This window comes from Flavobacterium crassostreae (genome assembly GCF_001831475.1).
Lineage (GTDB): Bacteria > Bacteroidota > Bacteroidia > Flavobacteriales > Flavobacteriaceae > Flavobacterium > Flavobacterium crassostreae.
Genome location: NZ_CP017688.1, coordinates 2,550,452 through 2,564,897, shown reverse-complemented (window position 1 = coordinate 2,564,897; position 14,446 = coordinate 2,550,452). Strand labels below are relative to the sequence as shown.

General features: G+C 36.8%; 12 protein-coding genes and 1 other RNA gene. 8 read left to right on the top strand and 5 right to left on the bottom strand.

Annotation, left to right across the window (positions count from 1 at the left end; all coding sequences use genetic code 11):
• Positions 1–83: 83 nt before the first annotated feature.
• Together LB076_RS11410 and LB076_RS11405 are read left to right on the top strand one after the other, a co-directional pair.
• Complete coding sequence (locus LB076_RS11410; RefSeq protein WP_066335662.1) at positions 84–1,364, top strand: dicarboxylate/amino acid:cation symporter; 1,281 nt, start codon at positions 84–86, stop codon at positions 1,362–1,364.
• 188 nt (positions 1,365–1,552) lie between these two features.
• Entirely contained in the window at positions 1,553–2,827 is a 1,275-nt protein-coding gene (locus tag LB076_RS11405) for a dicarboxylate/amino acid:cation symporter (protein WP_066335659.1), read from the top strand.
• A gap of 112 nt (positions 2,828–2,939) precedes the next feature.
• On the opposite strand, the gene LB076_RS11400 is transcribed toward LB076_RS11405, so the two are convergent.
• Positions 2,940–4,199: a DEAD/DEAH box helicase gene (locus tag LB076_RS11400; RefSeq protein ID WP_066335657.1), complete on the bottom strand. Its 1,260-nt coding sequence runs from the start codon at positions 4,197–4,199 to the stop codon at positions 2,940–2,942.
• A gap of 98 nt (positions 4,200–4,297) precedes the next feature.
• On the bottom strand, positions 4,298–5,326 hold the full coding sequence (locus LB076_RS11395; RefSeq protein ID WP_066335656.1) for a formimidoylglutamase: 1,029 nt from the start codon (positions 5,324–5,326) through the stop codon (positions 4,298–4,300).
• Positions 5,327–5,423: 97 nt separating this feature from the next.
• Here LB076_RS11395 and LB076_RS11390 point away from each other — a divergent pair, with 97 nt between their 5' ends.
• Together LB076_RS11390 and LB076_RS11385 are read left to right on the top strand one after the other, a co-directional pair.
• Positions 5,424–6,302 (top strand): hypothetical protein, encoded by an 879-nt coding sequence (locus tag LB076_RS11390; RefSeq protein ID WP_066335655.1) that lies wholly within the window; start codon positions 5,424–5,426, stop codon positions 6,300–6,302.
• 142 nt (positions 6,303–6,444) lie between these two features.
• Positions 6,445–7,329 (top strand): hypothetical protein, encoded by an 885-nt coding sequence (locus tag LB076_RS11385; protein ID WP_066335652.1) that lies wholly within the window; start codon positions 6,445–6,447, stop codon positions 7,327–7,329.
• 37 nt (positions 7,330–7,366) lie between these two features.
• Here the strand turns inward: LB076_RS11385 and hutI are convergent, their stop codons facing one another.
• Positions 7,367–8,626, bottom strand: a complete 1,260-nt coding sequence (gene hutI / locus LB076_RS11380; protein ID WP_066335650.1) for an imidazolonepropionase — start codon at positions 8,624–8,626, stop codon at positions 7,367–7,369.
• Positions 8,627–8,635: 9 nt separating this feature from the next.
• Positions 8,636–9,688 carry a glutaminyl-peptide cyclotransferase gene (locus LB076_RS11375; RefSeq protein ID WP_066335751.1) on the bottom strand — a complete coding sequence of 351 codons (1,053 nt, stop codon included), beginning with the start codon at positions 9,686–9,688 and terminating at the stop codon, positions 8,636–8,638.
• A gap of 88 nt (positions 9,689–9,776) precedes the next feature.
• Between LB076_RS11375 and ffs the strand changes: the two genes are divergently transcribed.
• From ffs to fsa, 3 genes are all read left to right on the top strand, one after another.
• Positions 9,777–9,874, top strand: an RNA gene (gene ffs / locus LB076_RS11370) — signal recognition particle sRNA small type.
• Between the two features lie 187 nt (positions 9,875–10,061).
• On the top strand, positions 10,062–10,865 hold the full coding sequence (locus LB076_RS11365) for an SDR family oxidoreductase (RefSeq protein ID WP_066335646.1): 804 nt from the start codon (positions 10,062–10,064) through the stop codon (positions 10,863–10,865).
• Between the two features lie 127 nt (positions 10,866–10,992).
• On the top strand, positions 10,993–11,649 hold the full coding sequence (gene fsa, locus LB076_RS11360; RefSeq protein ID WP_066335638.1) for a fructose-6-phosphate aldolase: 657 nt from the start codon (positions 10,993–10,995) through the stop codon (positions 11,647–11,649).
• Between the two features lie 98 nt (positions 11,650–11,747).
• Here the strand turns inward: fsa and fahA are convergent, their stop codons facing one another.
• Complete coding sequence (fahA, locus tag LB076_RS11355) at positions 11,748–13,031, bottom strand: fumarylacetoacetase (RefSeq protein WP_066335637.1); 1,284 nt, start codon at positions 13,029–13,031, stop codon at positions 11,748–11,750.
• 107 nt (positions 13,032–13,138) lie between these two features.
• Here fahA and glyA point away from each other — a divergent pair, with 107 nt between their 5' ends.
• Positions 13,139–14,413 carry a serine hydroxymethyltransferase gene (gene glyA / locus LB076_RS11350; RefSeq protein ID WP_066335747.1) on the top strand — a complete coding sequence of 425 codons (1,275 nt, stop codon included), beginning with the start codon at positions 13,139–13,141 and terminating at the stop codon, positions 14,411–14,413.
• Positions 14,414–14,446: the final 33 nt, after the last annotated feature.

Below are 14,446 nucleotides of genomic sequence, written 5' to 3'. Positions count from 1 at the left end.
CACCCTGTTTTGTACTTTTATTTACTTAAAATAAAAGTCTAAAACAGGGTGTACTTCTAAATAAGCAACACTCTAAACATCCAATGCATAACACACCACCCAAAAAGCCGTCTTTTTTATCCAACCTAACAACACAAATTCTAATTGCAATGCTATTAGGAGGCGTTTTAGGAATTATTATTCACAATACCATCTCGGATGCCGACGCGCTAGTTTTTAGCAACCGAATAAAAATACTAGCCACTGTTTTTATCCGATTGGTACAAATGATAATTTCACCTTTAGTATTTACCACACTAGTGGTAGGTATTGCAAAATTAGGAAACGTTAGTGCTGTAGGTAGAATAGGAGGTAAGGCCTTAGGATGGTTTTTTACCGCTTCGTTTATTTCGTTGTTATTAGGAATGTTTTTTGTCAATATTTTGAAACCCGGAACCGGTTTACACTTGGCTCACATAGACTTGAGTACTGCATCTGAGGTTGCCGATAAAACCAAGAGTATTTCTTTTGAAAATTTTATAGAACACATTGTTCCTAAAAGTATTTTTGAAGCAATGGCAACCAATGAAATTTTGCAAATTGTGGTGTTTTCTATATTCTTTGGATTAGCAGCGGCTTCCATAGGAGATTACGCAAAACCAGTAGTTTCGGCACTAGACAAGACTTCGCACATCATCTTAAAGATGGTTAACTATGTGATGAACTTTGCCCCTATAGGTGTTTTTGGTGCCATTGCAGGCGTTTTTGCGGTGCGAGATTTTCAAGAACTGGCACTTACGTATTTTAAATTTTTTGGCTCTTTTTTAATTGGGATATCTTCTCTTTGGGTTTTATTAATAGCAGTAGGATATTTGTTTTTAAAAAGCAGGATGACCATTCTTTTAAAACGAATTGTAAGTCCTCTAATTATTGCTTTTGGTACCACTAGCAGCGAAGCTGTTTTTCCAAAACTGACCGAAGAGTTAGAGCGTTTTGGGATCAAAGACAAAATTGTCTCTTTTATGCTGCCTTTAGGGTACTCTTTTAACCTTGATGGAAGCATGATGTACATGACCTTTGCAAGTATTTTTATTGCCCAAGCCTATGGTATAGACTTGGATTTAGGAACTCAAATGACCATGCTTTTGGTACTGATGCTAACCAGCAAAGGAATTGCCGGTGTGCCTAGAGCCAGTCTAGTTGTAGTTGCTGCTACATGTGGTATGTTTGATATTCCGGTAGAAGGGATTGCTTTGATACTGCCTATTGATCATTTTTGTGATATGTTTAGAAGTGCTACCAATGTTTTAGGAAATGCCTTAGCTACTTCGGTAGTAGGTAAATGGGAAGAAGGCAAGCATGAGGAAGAAAGTATTTTGGGATAAATAGAGGATTTTTTCATTTAAAATAACTCCTTTTTTAAGAATTTTAGGCAGTATACCGTGCCTATTTCTGTTAAAAAACACATTAGTATATAGTTTCTTTTTTTTTATTATTAGATTGTAATCCGTTATATTCTGTCCTTGGGTTTTTTAGGTCTGAATATAACGGATTATTTAATTAAAATACTACTATGAAAAAAATAGCTTTGCACTGGAAGATCCTTATTGCCATGGCCTTAGGATTGGCCTTTGGAATACTAATGAAAAACCTAAGCCTTACTGCGGTTGTTATAGATTGGATCAAGCCATTTGGTACTATTTTTATCAACTTATTAAAAATGATCGCAGTCCCTTTAATTGTAGTCTCTTTGATTGTTGGGTTGTCTGATTTAAAAGATATTTCTAAAATTTCTAAGCTTGGAGGAAGAACCGTGTTGTTTTATTTGTGTTCTACTATGGTGGCGGTAATAATAGGTTTAGGGCTGGCAAATAGTATTCAACCCGGAAGCTATATTAATAACGAGTCCCGACTTTCTTTGTTGGCACATTATTCTACAGATGCAAACCAAAAAATAGCCATGGCAAGTTCTGCAAAAACAAATGGGCCATTACAACCTTTAATAGACAGTGTGCCGGATAATTTTTTTGCAGCATTATCAGATAACGGAAGCATGCTTAAAGTCATTTTGTTTGTTATTTTAATTGGAATAGGACTTATTTTAATTGAAGAAGAAAAAGCAAAACCAGTGATTGATTTTTTTAAAGGACTAAATGCGGTTATTATGAAAATAATTGATCTCATCATGCTTTTTTCACCGTATGGCGTATTTGCTCTCATGGCTGCTCTCATGGTCGAAATTCCTGATTTTAGTACCTTGGGTGCGTTAGGTATTTATGGATTAACCGTATTATTAGGCTTGGCGTTTATGACTTTTATTTTTTACCCTCTATTATTGATGGTTTTTGCAAGAGTGAGTCCTTTAAAATTTTTTAAAGCAATTGCTCCAGCACAGTTGCTAGCCTTTTCTACTAGCTCTAGTGCCGCTACACTGCCTGTTACTATGGAGTGTGTTACGGATTTAGGTGTGGATGATGAGGTGTCCAGTTTTGTGTTGCCTTTAGGCGCTACCGTTAATATGGATGGTACCAGTTTGTACCAAGCAGTTGCAGCGCTCTTTATTGCTCAAGCAATGCTTCCGTATCCTTTAGATTTTCATACACAATTAATGATTGTAGTTACGGCAACTTTGGCTTCTATAGGTTCTGCTGCAGTGCCTAGTGCAGGTATCGTTATGTTGGTAATTGTTTTAGGACAAGCCGGAATTCCAGAGGCAGGACTAGCGCTTATTTTTGCCATTGATAGGCCTTTGGATATGTGTAGAACGGTGGTAAATGTAACCAGTGACGCTACTATTGCAACTATTGTAGCGAAATCGGTGGATAAATTACATTTTTCTAAAGACTAAACAGTACAAATTAGATGTAAAAAAAGCCTTAAACAATATATTTGTTTAAGGCTTTTATGTTTGCAATGGTGTTAAAACCCACTAGGCTCTTTGTAATAAAACCTACTAAAATTTAATACCATCTTTTTTTGTTTTGTTTAGATGTAGTAGATTTTCTTGATTTATGCGCAGCACCACTTCGGTTAGAGTTCTTTGGTTTTGTAGCAGTTCCAGGAGCAGTTTCGGGACTTCCGGATTGCCAAGGATAAGGATGTTCTTTAACAATATCTACATCTACTTTTATTAATTTTTGAATATCTTTCCAGTAGCCATGTTCGTCTTTGCTGCAAAAGGAAATAGCAATACCGCCGTTACCAGCCCGCCCAGTTCTTCCAATCCGATGCACATACGTTTCGGGAATATTTGGTAAGTCAAAATTAATAACAAACGGTAGTTGATCAATATCAATCCCTCGTGCAGCTATATCTGTTGCTACAAGCACTCCTACTTCTTTATTTTTAAAAGCCTCTAAGACTCTTTGTCTGGCATTTTGTGATTTGTCTCCATGAATTGCCTCAGCAGCAATGTTGTTTTTGCGCAACGCTTTTACTACATTATCTGCACCGTGTTTGGTTCTAGAAAAAATCAACACGTTGGATAAATTGTCATTTTGGATCAAATGATATAACAGATTTCTTTTTTCGGTTTTTTCTACAAAATATACCCGTTGTTCGACATTCTCCGCCGTAGAGGATACTGGAGAAACTGTTACTGTTTCGGGCTTGGTCAAAAACATCTCTGCAAGTTCTCTAATTGCTATAGGCATGGTTGCAGAGAAGAATAAAGTTTGTCTATTCTGAGGCGTAAGTTTAACAATTTTTTTGACATCATTAACAAAGCCCATATCCAGCATTTGGTCTGCCTCATCCAATACTAAGGTATGCAAATGGTCAAAATCAATAAAACCTTGTTTGTGTAAATCTAGTAGTCTTCCTGGGGTAGCAATTAGAATATCGACTCCTTTTTTTAGAGTATCTACTTGTGGATTTTGGGATACACCACCAAAAATGGTTAGTTGCGTTAAGTTGGTATATTTTGCATACGTATCAAAACTCTGGCCAATTTGTACTGCCAACTCTCTAGTTGGAGTCACTACTAGCGCTCGGATTTGTTTGGCTTTTTTTGAAGAGCCTACAATTCGGTGTAATTGGTGTAAAATTGGTATAGCAAATGCAGCTGTTTTTCCGGTACCTGTTTGTGCACAACCTATTACATCTTTTCCTGCCAATACTAAAGGGATTGCTTGTTCTTGAATAGGAGTAGGGTTAGTATAGCCTAGTTCGTATACGGCTTTTTGAATACTTTTTGAAAGGGATAAATCTTCGAATAACATATTTATAATAATTAAATATCCTGTAATAAGTACAAGGATAGGATACAAAGGTAGTGTTATTTATCCATTTGTTAATTTTTGGCTCCATTAAGGAGTGTTTATTGGTTGGATTTTATAAAATCAGTAACCAAATATGCAATGAGTTTGCCTATTAAATGGTTGTTTTTTTCTTCTCCTAAATCTGGGGCTCCTTCACAGATATGCAAATAGGAGGCGTTTTTATTTTTTCCAAAAAAAGAAACAAATTGGCGAAGTTCTTCTACTGAAAAACCGCTTGGAGTCATGGCGCTACTAGCAATATTTGGTATTGCATCTAAGTCAATTTCGAGGCCAAAAAAAGCAGTTTGTATAAAATCTAGAGCATTTTCCATCTCGGGTACAAAGGCTTTTTCTTTTCTTACATTGATGCTGTCATAGGTGGTGTATCGTACTCGGTTTTCGGTTTTTTTGATAAGATCCAAAACGCTCTTGGAGGTGTAGTTTTCGTGTAGCCCAAAAATAAAATAGTGGTTTAAAAACCCCTCTTCGTAGGCATAAGAGAATCCATTGCCACTGTGGCGGCCTTCTAGAATTCTAAAATCCGAATGAGCATCAAAGTTAATGGCATTAATTGGTTTGCCTTTGGCTAAGGCAGTCCCTTTAATATTTCCGTAAGAATTATTGTGCCCCCCACCAATAATAATCGGTGTTTTGCCAGATTTGACAATATGAAATACAATATGCGCAACCTCTTTATCTATTTGTTGTACTAATTGACTTAATTTAGATCGATCATCAATATCGTTAAAATCAAGAGAGGCTACTTCTTTCATTTGTTCCAGAACATCTAAATGTCCCAATATTAAGATATCGTTACCTTTATTGAAACGATTGTGTTGTATGTTGGCAATATTTTTTATGGCATTTTGCCAGGCAGATGCTGTTCCGGGTCTGCCAAAATTGGCCCGAACCCCAATGTCTTCTGGGATTCCGAACAAAACATATTGTGCTGCACAGTTAGTTAGAAAAGAAATAGGGTCAATTCCTTTTTGTACCGTAAGCATTTTCTCACCAAATTTTATTTCTCCGCTTCTATGATTTGTTATCTTTGCAAGATCATTGGGTGTAAAAAGGACTAATTTTTCCATAACATATATATAATGTTCAAAAATAATATAATTGTATCAACTTACGTAGTAAGTCAAAATAAATAGTAAACTTTTAAAAAAAAAAGAATTTTAAGAAATGAAAAATTTACAAAACAACTCCATTTTAAAAGCAGTTATTGCTATTTTGTTTGTAGCAGGTTTGGCTTATGCCTATAAAGCGAATGCAGACCTGAATGTTGTAAAAACAGCCTTAAAAGCCGAAGCTACAAAAAAAGAATTGGCTCTGAAAGAATTGTTAGAATTAAAGGCTACTTATGATGTTGCAATTGCCGAAAATACATCATTGTCTGAAGAGTTAATGCAGGAGCGAGATAAAGTGGTTAGCTTGCTAGCAGCCTTGAGTACGTGTGAAGGTGGCGATGTTGGCTCGATGTTAAAATACAAAAAGCAATTCTATGTTTTGCAAAATAAAATGAAGGTTTTGATAGCCGAAAAAGAACGACTAAAAAATGAAAATGCTCTTGTGACATCACAACGCGATAGTACTACGGTGGTCTTAGAAGAATCTAAAATAACCAACAAGCTACTAAGCTCTCATAATAAAGCCCTTATTAACACCGTTGAAAAAGGATCTAAAATACTGCTTTTGAATCTAAAAGTAGCGGCATTTAAAGTAAAGAGTTCCGGCAAACAAATCCCAACGGATAAGGCAAATAGAACCGATATTTTGAAAATTAGTTTTACAATTGCGGAGAATCAAATAGCAAAAGCGACAGAGAAAACCTATTATATACAAGTGGTAGACAGCGAGAACAACATAGTTGGAAACAAAAAAACAGCCAATTTTGGTACCGCTAGTTTAGAGTATAGTTTAGTTACTAAAGTGAGATATGCTAACCAAACCATTCAGGTGCACGAAGAGTTGCCAAGTATGCATTTTATAAAAGGAGATTATAAAATAGCTGTTTTTGACGCTAGAGAACTGGTTTTAGACTCTAGCTTTATTTTAAGGTAACTTTTATTTAAGAAGGTAGTTTTTAATCCAATAAGATGTTTTATTTACTTCCTTTTTGTTTAAAAAGTAATATAATTGTAGTATGTTACGTTATAAATTGAATATATAGTATTAAATTTGAAAAAAAAAATAATTTAAAAAAATGGAAAATCAACAAAACAATTCAAGTCTAAAAGCAGTTATTGCTGTATTGGCAGTTTTATTAGTAGGTAGCTTAGTTTATATCTTTAAAATTACCTCCGATGCGGATTCTGTTAAAACAGAACTAACCACTACATTGACCGAAAAAGAAACGGTAATGAAAGATTTGCAGGAATTGAAAGCAACTTATGATGCTGCAATTACTGAAAACACCTCTATGTCTGAAGAGTTAATTAAAGAAAGAGACAAAGTAGTTAATTTGATTGCGGATTTAAACAAATCTAAAGGAGATGTTGCCTCACTATCTAAATACAAAAAGCAATTTTTTGCCTTACAAAACAAAATGAAAGTTTTAATGGTCGAAAATGAAGGCTTGAAAAAAGAAAATGCCCTTGTAACCTCGCAACGCGATAGTACCGTAGTTGTTTTGGGAGAGTCTAAAAAATACAATGAAGTATTAGTAGGACAAAACGAAGAGTTATCTAGAACTGTTGAAAAAGCTTCTAAATTGACCATTCTAAACATGAAAACGGCAGCTTATAAAATGAGAAGCTCTGGAAAACAAATTGAAACCGACAAAGCAAGTAGAGCCGATGTTTTAAAAATAAGTTTTACAATAGCCGAGAATCAAGTTGCAAGATCAGGAGATAAAACCTACTACATACAGGTTATTGATGCTAAAAATAATGTTTTAGGAAACAAAAAAACAGAAGATTTTGGAGACACTTCGTTAGTATATAGTTTTACTACTAATGTGAAATACGAAAACAAAACCGTACAGGTTAGCGAAGATTTACCGGGTAAAGAATTTGCTAAAGGAAGTTATTTTGTAAATGTTTTTGACAAAAGTGAATTAGTTTCAAAAACAAGTTTTACTTTAAAATAAGATAAAAATAGTAGTACTACCTATTCAAAAAGAGGCGCTAATTTAGCGCCTCTTTTTGAATAGGTATTTTTTTGCCTTCTATAAAAACGCAATCAATTAAATTACTGCCAAAAGCGTATGGTATTTGGTAATAGGAGCTTAAAGGCTTAGTAAGTATTAGGTTGGCCTTTTTGCCAATCGTAATACTCCCGTGCGAATCAGATAAGTTCATGGCATAAGCGCCATTAATAGTAGCAGCATTTATAGCTTCCTCTGGAGTCATTTTCATTTTTATGCAGGCAGTTGCAACAACAAAATTCATGTTTCCAGATGGTGTGGATCCAGGATTAAAATCGGTTGCTAAAGCCAATGGCAATCCTGCAGCAATCATTTGGCGGGCAGGAGTATACGGAATGCTCAAAAAATACGAACAAGAGGGTAGAGCTACGGGCATTGTATTGGTGTTTTTTAAGGCTTCAATATCTTCGGTGGTCATTACTTCAAGATGGTCCACAGATAAGGCATCGTATTTTATACCAGATTGGATTCCGCCAATAGAATTAAATTGGTTCACATGTATCTTTGGCTTTAGGCCAAAACGAATACCTGCTTCCATAATTTGTTCTGTTTCGGCTACAGTAAAATATCCAGTCTCACAAAACACATCAACGTATTGTGCTAAATCTTCTTTGGCAATTTGGGGTAGTATATCGTGGATTAAAAGCGCAAGGTATCCTTGGCGATTCTCCTTATAGGCCAAAGGGAAAGCGTGAGCTCCTAAAAAGGTTGCTTTAATGGCAATGGGATATTGCTGTGCTAATTTTTTTATAACACGAAGCATTTTCAGCTCGCCATCAAGGGTTAGCCCGTAACCAGATTTAATTTCGACTGCTCCAGTTCCTAAACGCATCACTTCTTCTAAGCGTTCTTTAGATTGGTCATAAAGTTCGTCTTCGGTAGTTTGGTTTAATTTTTGGGCGGAATTTAATATTCCTCCTCCACGGTTGGCAATTTCTTCATAACTCAATCCGTTTATTCTGTCTACAAATTCTTGCTCTCTATTGCCAGCGTAGACTATATGTGTATGGCTATCGCACCAAGTAGGTAAAATTATTTTTCCTGTTGCATCAATAGTTTTGTCAAAAGTTTTTTGAGGCACATTTTTCATTGGTCCAAATTCAGCAATCAAAGTGTCTTTGATTACTAAATAGGCATTTTTGATGGTTGGAAGTAGTGCCATTTCGGGACCAGACACCTTTAAAATGTTGGATTCGCGTACTTGCAATAATTCTTTGATGTTTATAATTAGGGTTGTCATTTTGTCATTTTATTTTTCTGAAACGGTTATTTCAAACATTTTATTCCAATTTTTGCCGGTTACAAAAATGGTTTTTGTTTTTGGATTGTAGGCAATTCCGTTTAGAACCTCGGCAGCACTGTTGGTGACTAATTTCCGTAAGCCAGATAAGTCAATAATGCTTTCAACGGTTCCGTTTTTGGGATTGATAACCGCAATGGCGTCTTTTTGCCAAACATTGGCGTAAATTTTGCCATCAATGTATTCTAACTCATTAATTGCTTTTATTTTGGTGTTTCCAGAATAAACATTAATATAGTCTAACATTTGTTGGTTATCGGGGTTTACGGTCCATATTTTTTCGGTGCCATCCGATTGGTAGATGTTTTTGCCGTCATTGGTCATTCCCCATCCTTCAATTTCTTTGGTGTAGGCAAAAGTTTTTTCTAGTTTTAGGGTATTTGCATGGTATATAAATCCTGTTTTTTCTTGCCAAGTCAATTGGTATAATTTATTGTTTATAAAGGTAATTCCTTCTCCAAAATAGTTGGATTCCAGATCTACTTGTTTAAAAATCCTGCCCGTTTTGTAATCGTATTTACGGAAGTAAGAGTTGCCTTTTTGTCCAGTGCTTTCATACAGGGTATCTTTGTAAAACTCCAATCCTTCCGTAAAGGATAGGCTGTCATGCGGATGGGTAGCAACAATTTTGTATTGTAATAAACTAGTCTGCACCGCAGAGACCAACTCAACTCTTGCAGTTGCCTGGGCATTTTTACCTCCGTAATAAACCAATGCTTTTAGGTTTTGGTATCCTAATTTTTGATCTTTTAGAGAAAACGTAAATGGAGCGGTTGTTTTATTGGTTCCTGCTCTTTGATCATTGATGTAGTAACACACGCTATCAATGGGTTTGGAACTGGGGTTCAAAATACTCAAATTAAGCGTATCTTGAGAGAGGTAGTGTGTCTTAAATTGGGAAGTATCAAAGCTAAATAAAGAATTTTCTGTTTTTTTTGTGTCGCCGCAACTACTAAGGATGCTGCTTAATAAAATGATATATAGGGCATTATGTTTTTTCATGGCGTATTTTTTTAGATACCACAATATACAATGTTATTTTAAGAGCACAAAGGGCTTGCAAAAATATAAAAAGGTTGTATATTTGCACCGGCAAGTCCTACACGACCAGCTCCTGCAGACTCCCCCAGGATGGGAACATAGCAAGGGTACGTGGTTGAGCGGTGCGATGTAGGTCGCTTGCCATTTTTTAATCTGAACTTGTTTCAGGTTTTTTTTTGCCTAAATTTTAAAATTTCATAAAATAAAAACAATACTGGTCTTCCTTATGGAGGATTTTTTTATTTTTGGACGGTACAAAAAAAGGGGTTTCAAAACGTTTGTTGGTTTGTAGTTTACAAATGGCGTTTTTTTACATTTTTAAAAAAAGAAATTAATGAGTAAAGTAGTATTGATTACGGGAGGTTCTTCGGGGATTGGAAAGTCTATTGGAGAATTTTTGCATCAAAAAGGTTTTGTGGTATATGGAACTAGTAGAAATCCAGAACGGGTTTTAGATTCGGTTTTTCCGCTGGTGGCTTTAGATGTTCGGGATGCAGATTCGGTTGCTCGGGCTGTTGCCGAGGTGGTGGCTGCTTGTGGTAGGCTGGATATTGTAATCAATAATGCGGGTGTGGGTATTACGGGGCCGTTGGAAGAAATTCCTGTTTTGGAGATGAAAAAACATTTTGATACTAATTTTTTTGGTCCCATTGCGGTTATCCAAGCGGTGTTGCCACAAATGCGGAGCCAACAATCGGGTTTGGTTATTAATATTACGTCTATTGCGGGGTATATGGGTTTGCCGTACCGGTCTATGTATTCTGCCTCCAAGGGGGCTTTGGAATTGGTTACGGAGGCTTTGCGTATGGAGGTAAAATCTTTTGGTGTGGCTATTACTAATGTGGCTCCTGGAGATTTTGCTACCAATATTGCCTCTGGCCGTTATCATGCACCGGTTATTGAGGGGTCTGCTTATGAGGTTTCTTATGGGGAGTCTTTGCGAACTATGGATGCGCATGTGGATGGTGGTAGTGATCCCAATGAGATGGCTTTGGCTGTTTATAAAATTATACAAACTAAGGAGCCTAGGGTGCATTATAAAGTGGGGGCTTTTATGCAAAAGTTTTCGATTGTTTTAAAAAGAATTCTTCCGGATAAAGTCTATGAAAAAATGCTAATGAAGCATTATAAACTTTAAATTTGTACGGGTTTGCGTGAAGGATCGCAGCGGAAATCCTCCCGTTTTTTTCGGGAGATTGCAGCGTAGAGCCTGACCCTTGTGGGCACGCCCAAAAATAGAACACACAATTTTAATCAGAAATATTATGAAATTTTTTATTGACACGGCTAATTTAGCTCAAATTAAAGAAGCACAGGCCTTAGGAGTTTTGGATGGCGTTACTACAAATCCGTCTTTGATGGCTAAAGAAGGTATTACCGGAAAAAACAATATATTGAAGCATTATGTGGCTATTTGCAACCTGGTAGAGGGTGATGTAAGTGCTGAGGTGAATGCGTTGGATTTTGAAGGTATGGTTAAAGAGGGAGAAGAATTGGCGGAACTGCACGAGCAAATTGTGGTGAAGTTGCCAATGACCAAGGAGGGGATTATGGCTGCTAAGTATTTTTCGGACAGAGGGGTTAAAACCAATGTAACTTTGGTGTTCTCGGCTGGACAGGCTTTGTTGGCTGCCAAAGCAGGGGCGACGTATGTATCTCCGTTTATTGGTCGTTTGGATGATGTATCTACCGATGGATTGGCCTTGATTGAGGAGATTAGAGATATTTATGATAATTATGGTTACGAAACGCAAATTTTGGCAGCATCTGTTCGCCACACGATGCATATTGTTAATTGTGCAAAAATTGGTGCAGATGTTATGACTGGGCCTCTTTCGGCAATTTATGGTTTATTGAAACACCCTTTGACGGATATTGGTTTGGCACAGTTTGTGGCAGATTTTGAAAAAGGTAATAAATAAAAATATGAAGTTATTGTGGGGTTTTTGAGCCTAATTATACGATACTAAAAGTGCCATTTTGATACAAAATGGCACTTTTTTTTGTGGTTAATGGGTTTTTATTTGCGCACAAATGGCGGTAGTAGTTTGGAGGATACTTCTCCAAAACCAATGCGTACTTGTCCGTTTTTGCAAAAGCCTTTTAGGATTACGGTATCGTTATCATTGATAAATTTACGTTGGCTACCATCGTTTAATACTATTGGGTTTTTGCCACCCCAGGTAAGTTCCATCATGGAGCCGTAGCTGCTTGGTGTTGGGCCGGATATGGTTCCGGATCCCATCATGTCACCAGAATTAACTCGGCAACCGTTGGAGGTGTGGTGGGTTAGTTGCTGGTTCATGGTCCAGTACATGTATTTAAAATTGGAGGTGCTCACTATTGTTGGGCTCGCGTTTTCGGGCTGTATGGCTACTTCTAAATGGATATCAAAGGAGTGTTTGCCTTTTTGTTGCAAGTAGGGTAGTGGGCTTGGGTTTTGTTTTGGGCCGGGCACTCTAAAGGGTTCCAGGGCATCCATGGTGACGATCCAAGGCGAAATGGATGTTGCAAAGCTTTTGGCTAAAAATGGTCCTAAGGGTACGTATTCCCATTTTTGGATGTCGCGCGCACTCCAATCATTTAGTAAAACCATTCCAAAGATATAATCTTCGGCTTCGTTGATAGGGATCATTTCGCCCATAACATTGGCATCGGTGGTAATAAAAGCTGTTTCGAGCTCAAAGTCTATGGAGCGAGAGGCACCAAAAACGGGTGTATTTTCGCCTGAAGGTAAGGTTTGCCCTATGGGTCTATGTACCGGAATTCCGGAAGGAATAATGGTGGAGCTTCGGCCATGGTAGCCTACAGGAAGGTGGAGCCAATTGGGTAGTAAGGCGTTTTCGGGATCACGAAACATTTTGCCTACATTGGTAGCGTGCTCTTTGCTAGAATAAAAATCGGTATAATCGCCTATGAGCACAGGCAATTGCATCTCTACATCTTGGATGTTAAATATAACAATGTCCCGATGTTTAGGTTGGTTTTGTAATTGGGGATTGTTTTTGTCAAAAATATCTGCAATACGATTACGGACCAATCGCCATGTTTTTTTGCCATCCGAGATGAAGTCATTTAAGGTATCTTGCATGAACATGTCATCGGTTAGTTCAATACCTTCAAAATAATTTAATTGTTGCAAAGCACCTAGATCAATTGCATAATCCCCAATTCGGGTTCCTACTGTTACTATGTTTTCTTTGGTAAGAAAAACTCCAAAAGGAATGTTCTGAATTGGAAAGTCGCTATTTTCGGACACTTCTAACCATGATTTTCGGTTAGTATCGTTGGCGGATATTGGCATAATAGGTTAATTTTTTTGTTGAAAATTATAGTTCAAATATATTATAATCTGTGAGTTTTGCAAGCGTTTTTTTGTATTTTTGCTACAAATTAACTAAAATCAAAAAAATGCAACGCGACGAACAAATTTTTGACCTTATTCTAGAAGAACAAGATAGACAAATACACGGATTAGAATTAATTGCTTCGGAAAACTTTGTAAGTGACCAAGTTATGGAAGCTGCTGGTTCTGTTTTAACCAATAAATATGCCGAGGGATATCCTGGAAAAAGATATTATGGTGGTTGTGAAGTAGTAGATGTTATAGAACAAATTGCTATTGATAGAGCCAAAGAATTATTTGGGGCAGCTTATGCCAACGTACAACCACATTCTGGATCGCAAGCAAATACAGCAGTATACCATGCTTGTTTGAAACCAGGAGACAAAATATTAGGTTTTGATTTGTCTCATGGAGGACATTTAACACATGGGTCTCCAGTGAATTTTTCGGGACGTTTATACACTCCTGTTTTTTATGGTGTGGATCCTGAAACCGGACGTTTGGATTATGATAAAATTCAAGAAATAGCTCTAAAAGAACAACCCAAATTAATCATAGCTGGCGCTTCGGCATATTCTAGAGATATGGATTTTGAGCGTTTTAGAGTAATTGCAGATAGCGTAGGTGCTATTTTGTTTGCAGATATTTCTCACCCAGCAGGTCTTATTGCTAAAGGATTGATGAACGACCCTGTGCCTCATTGTCATATTGTAGCTACAACTACTCACAAAACCTTACGTGGTCCTAGAGGAGGACTGATCCTGATGGGTAAAGATTTTGAAAATCCAATGGGTTTAAAAACACCAAAAGGAGATATTAGAATGATGTCTTCGTTATTGGATTTAGCTGTTTTTCCGGGTAACCAAGGAGGACCGTTAATGCATATTATTGCTGCAAAAGCAGTAGCATTTGGAGAGGCTTTAAAAGACGAGTTTTTTACCTATGCAGTACAATTGCAAAAAAACGCAAATGCTATGGCAGATGCTTTTGTAAAAAGAGGATACCACATTATCTCTGGTGGTACGGATAACCACATGATGTTAATTGATTTAAGAAACAAAGGAATTTCGGGTAAAGAGGCAGAAAATGCTTTGGTAAAAGCCGAAATTACGGTAAACAAAAACATGGTTCCCTTTGATGATAAATCGCCGTTTGTTACCTCTGGAATTCGTATTGGTACTCCAGCAATCACTACCCGTGGATTGGTAGAGGAAGATATGGAAACTATTGTTGCTATGATAGATAAAGTATTGACCAACCACACCAATGAAGATATCCTCGAAGAGGTAGCTACCGAAGTAAATGAAATGATGAGCGAAAGAGCTATTTTTGTATTCTAAAAGAACAACTAATTTAGTTTTTATACTACTATT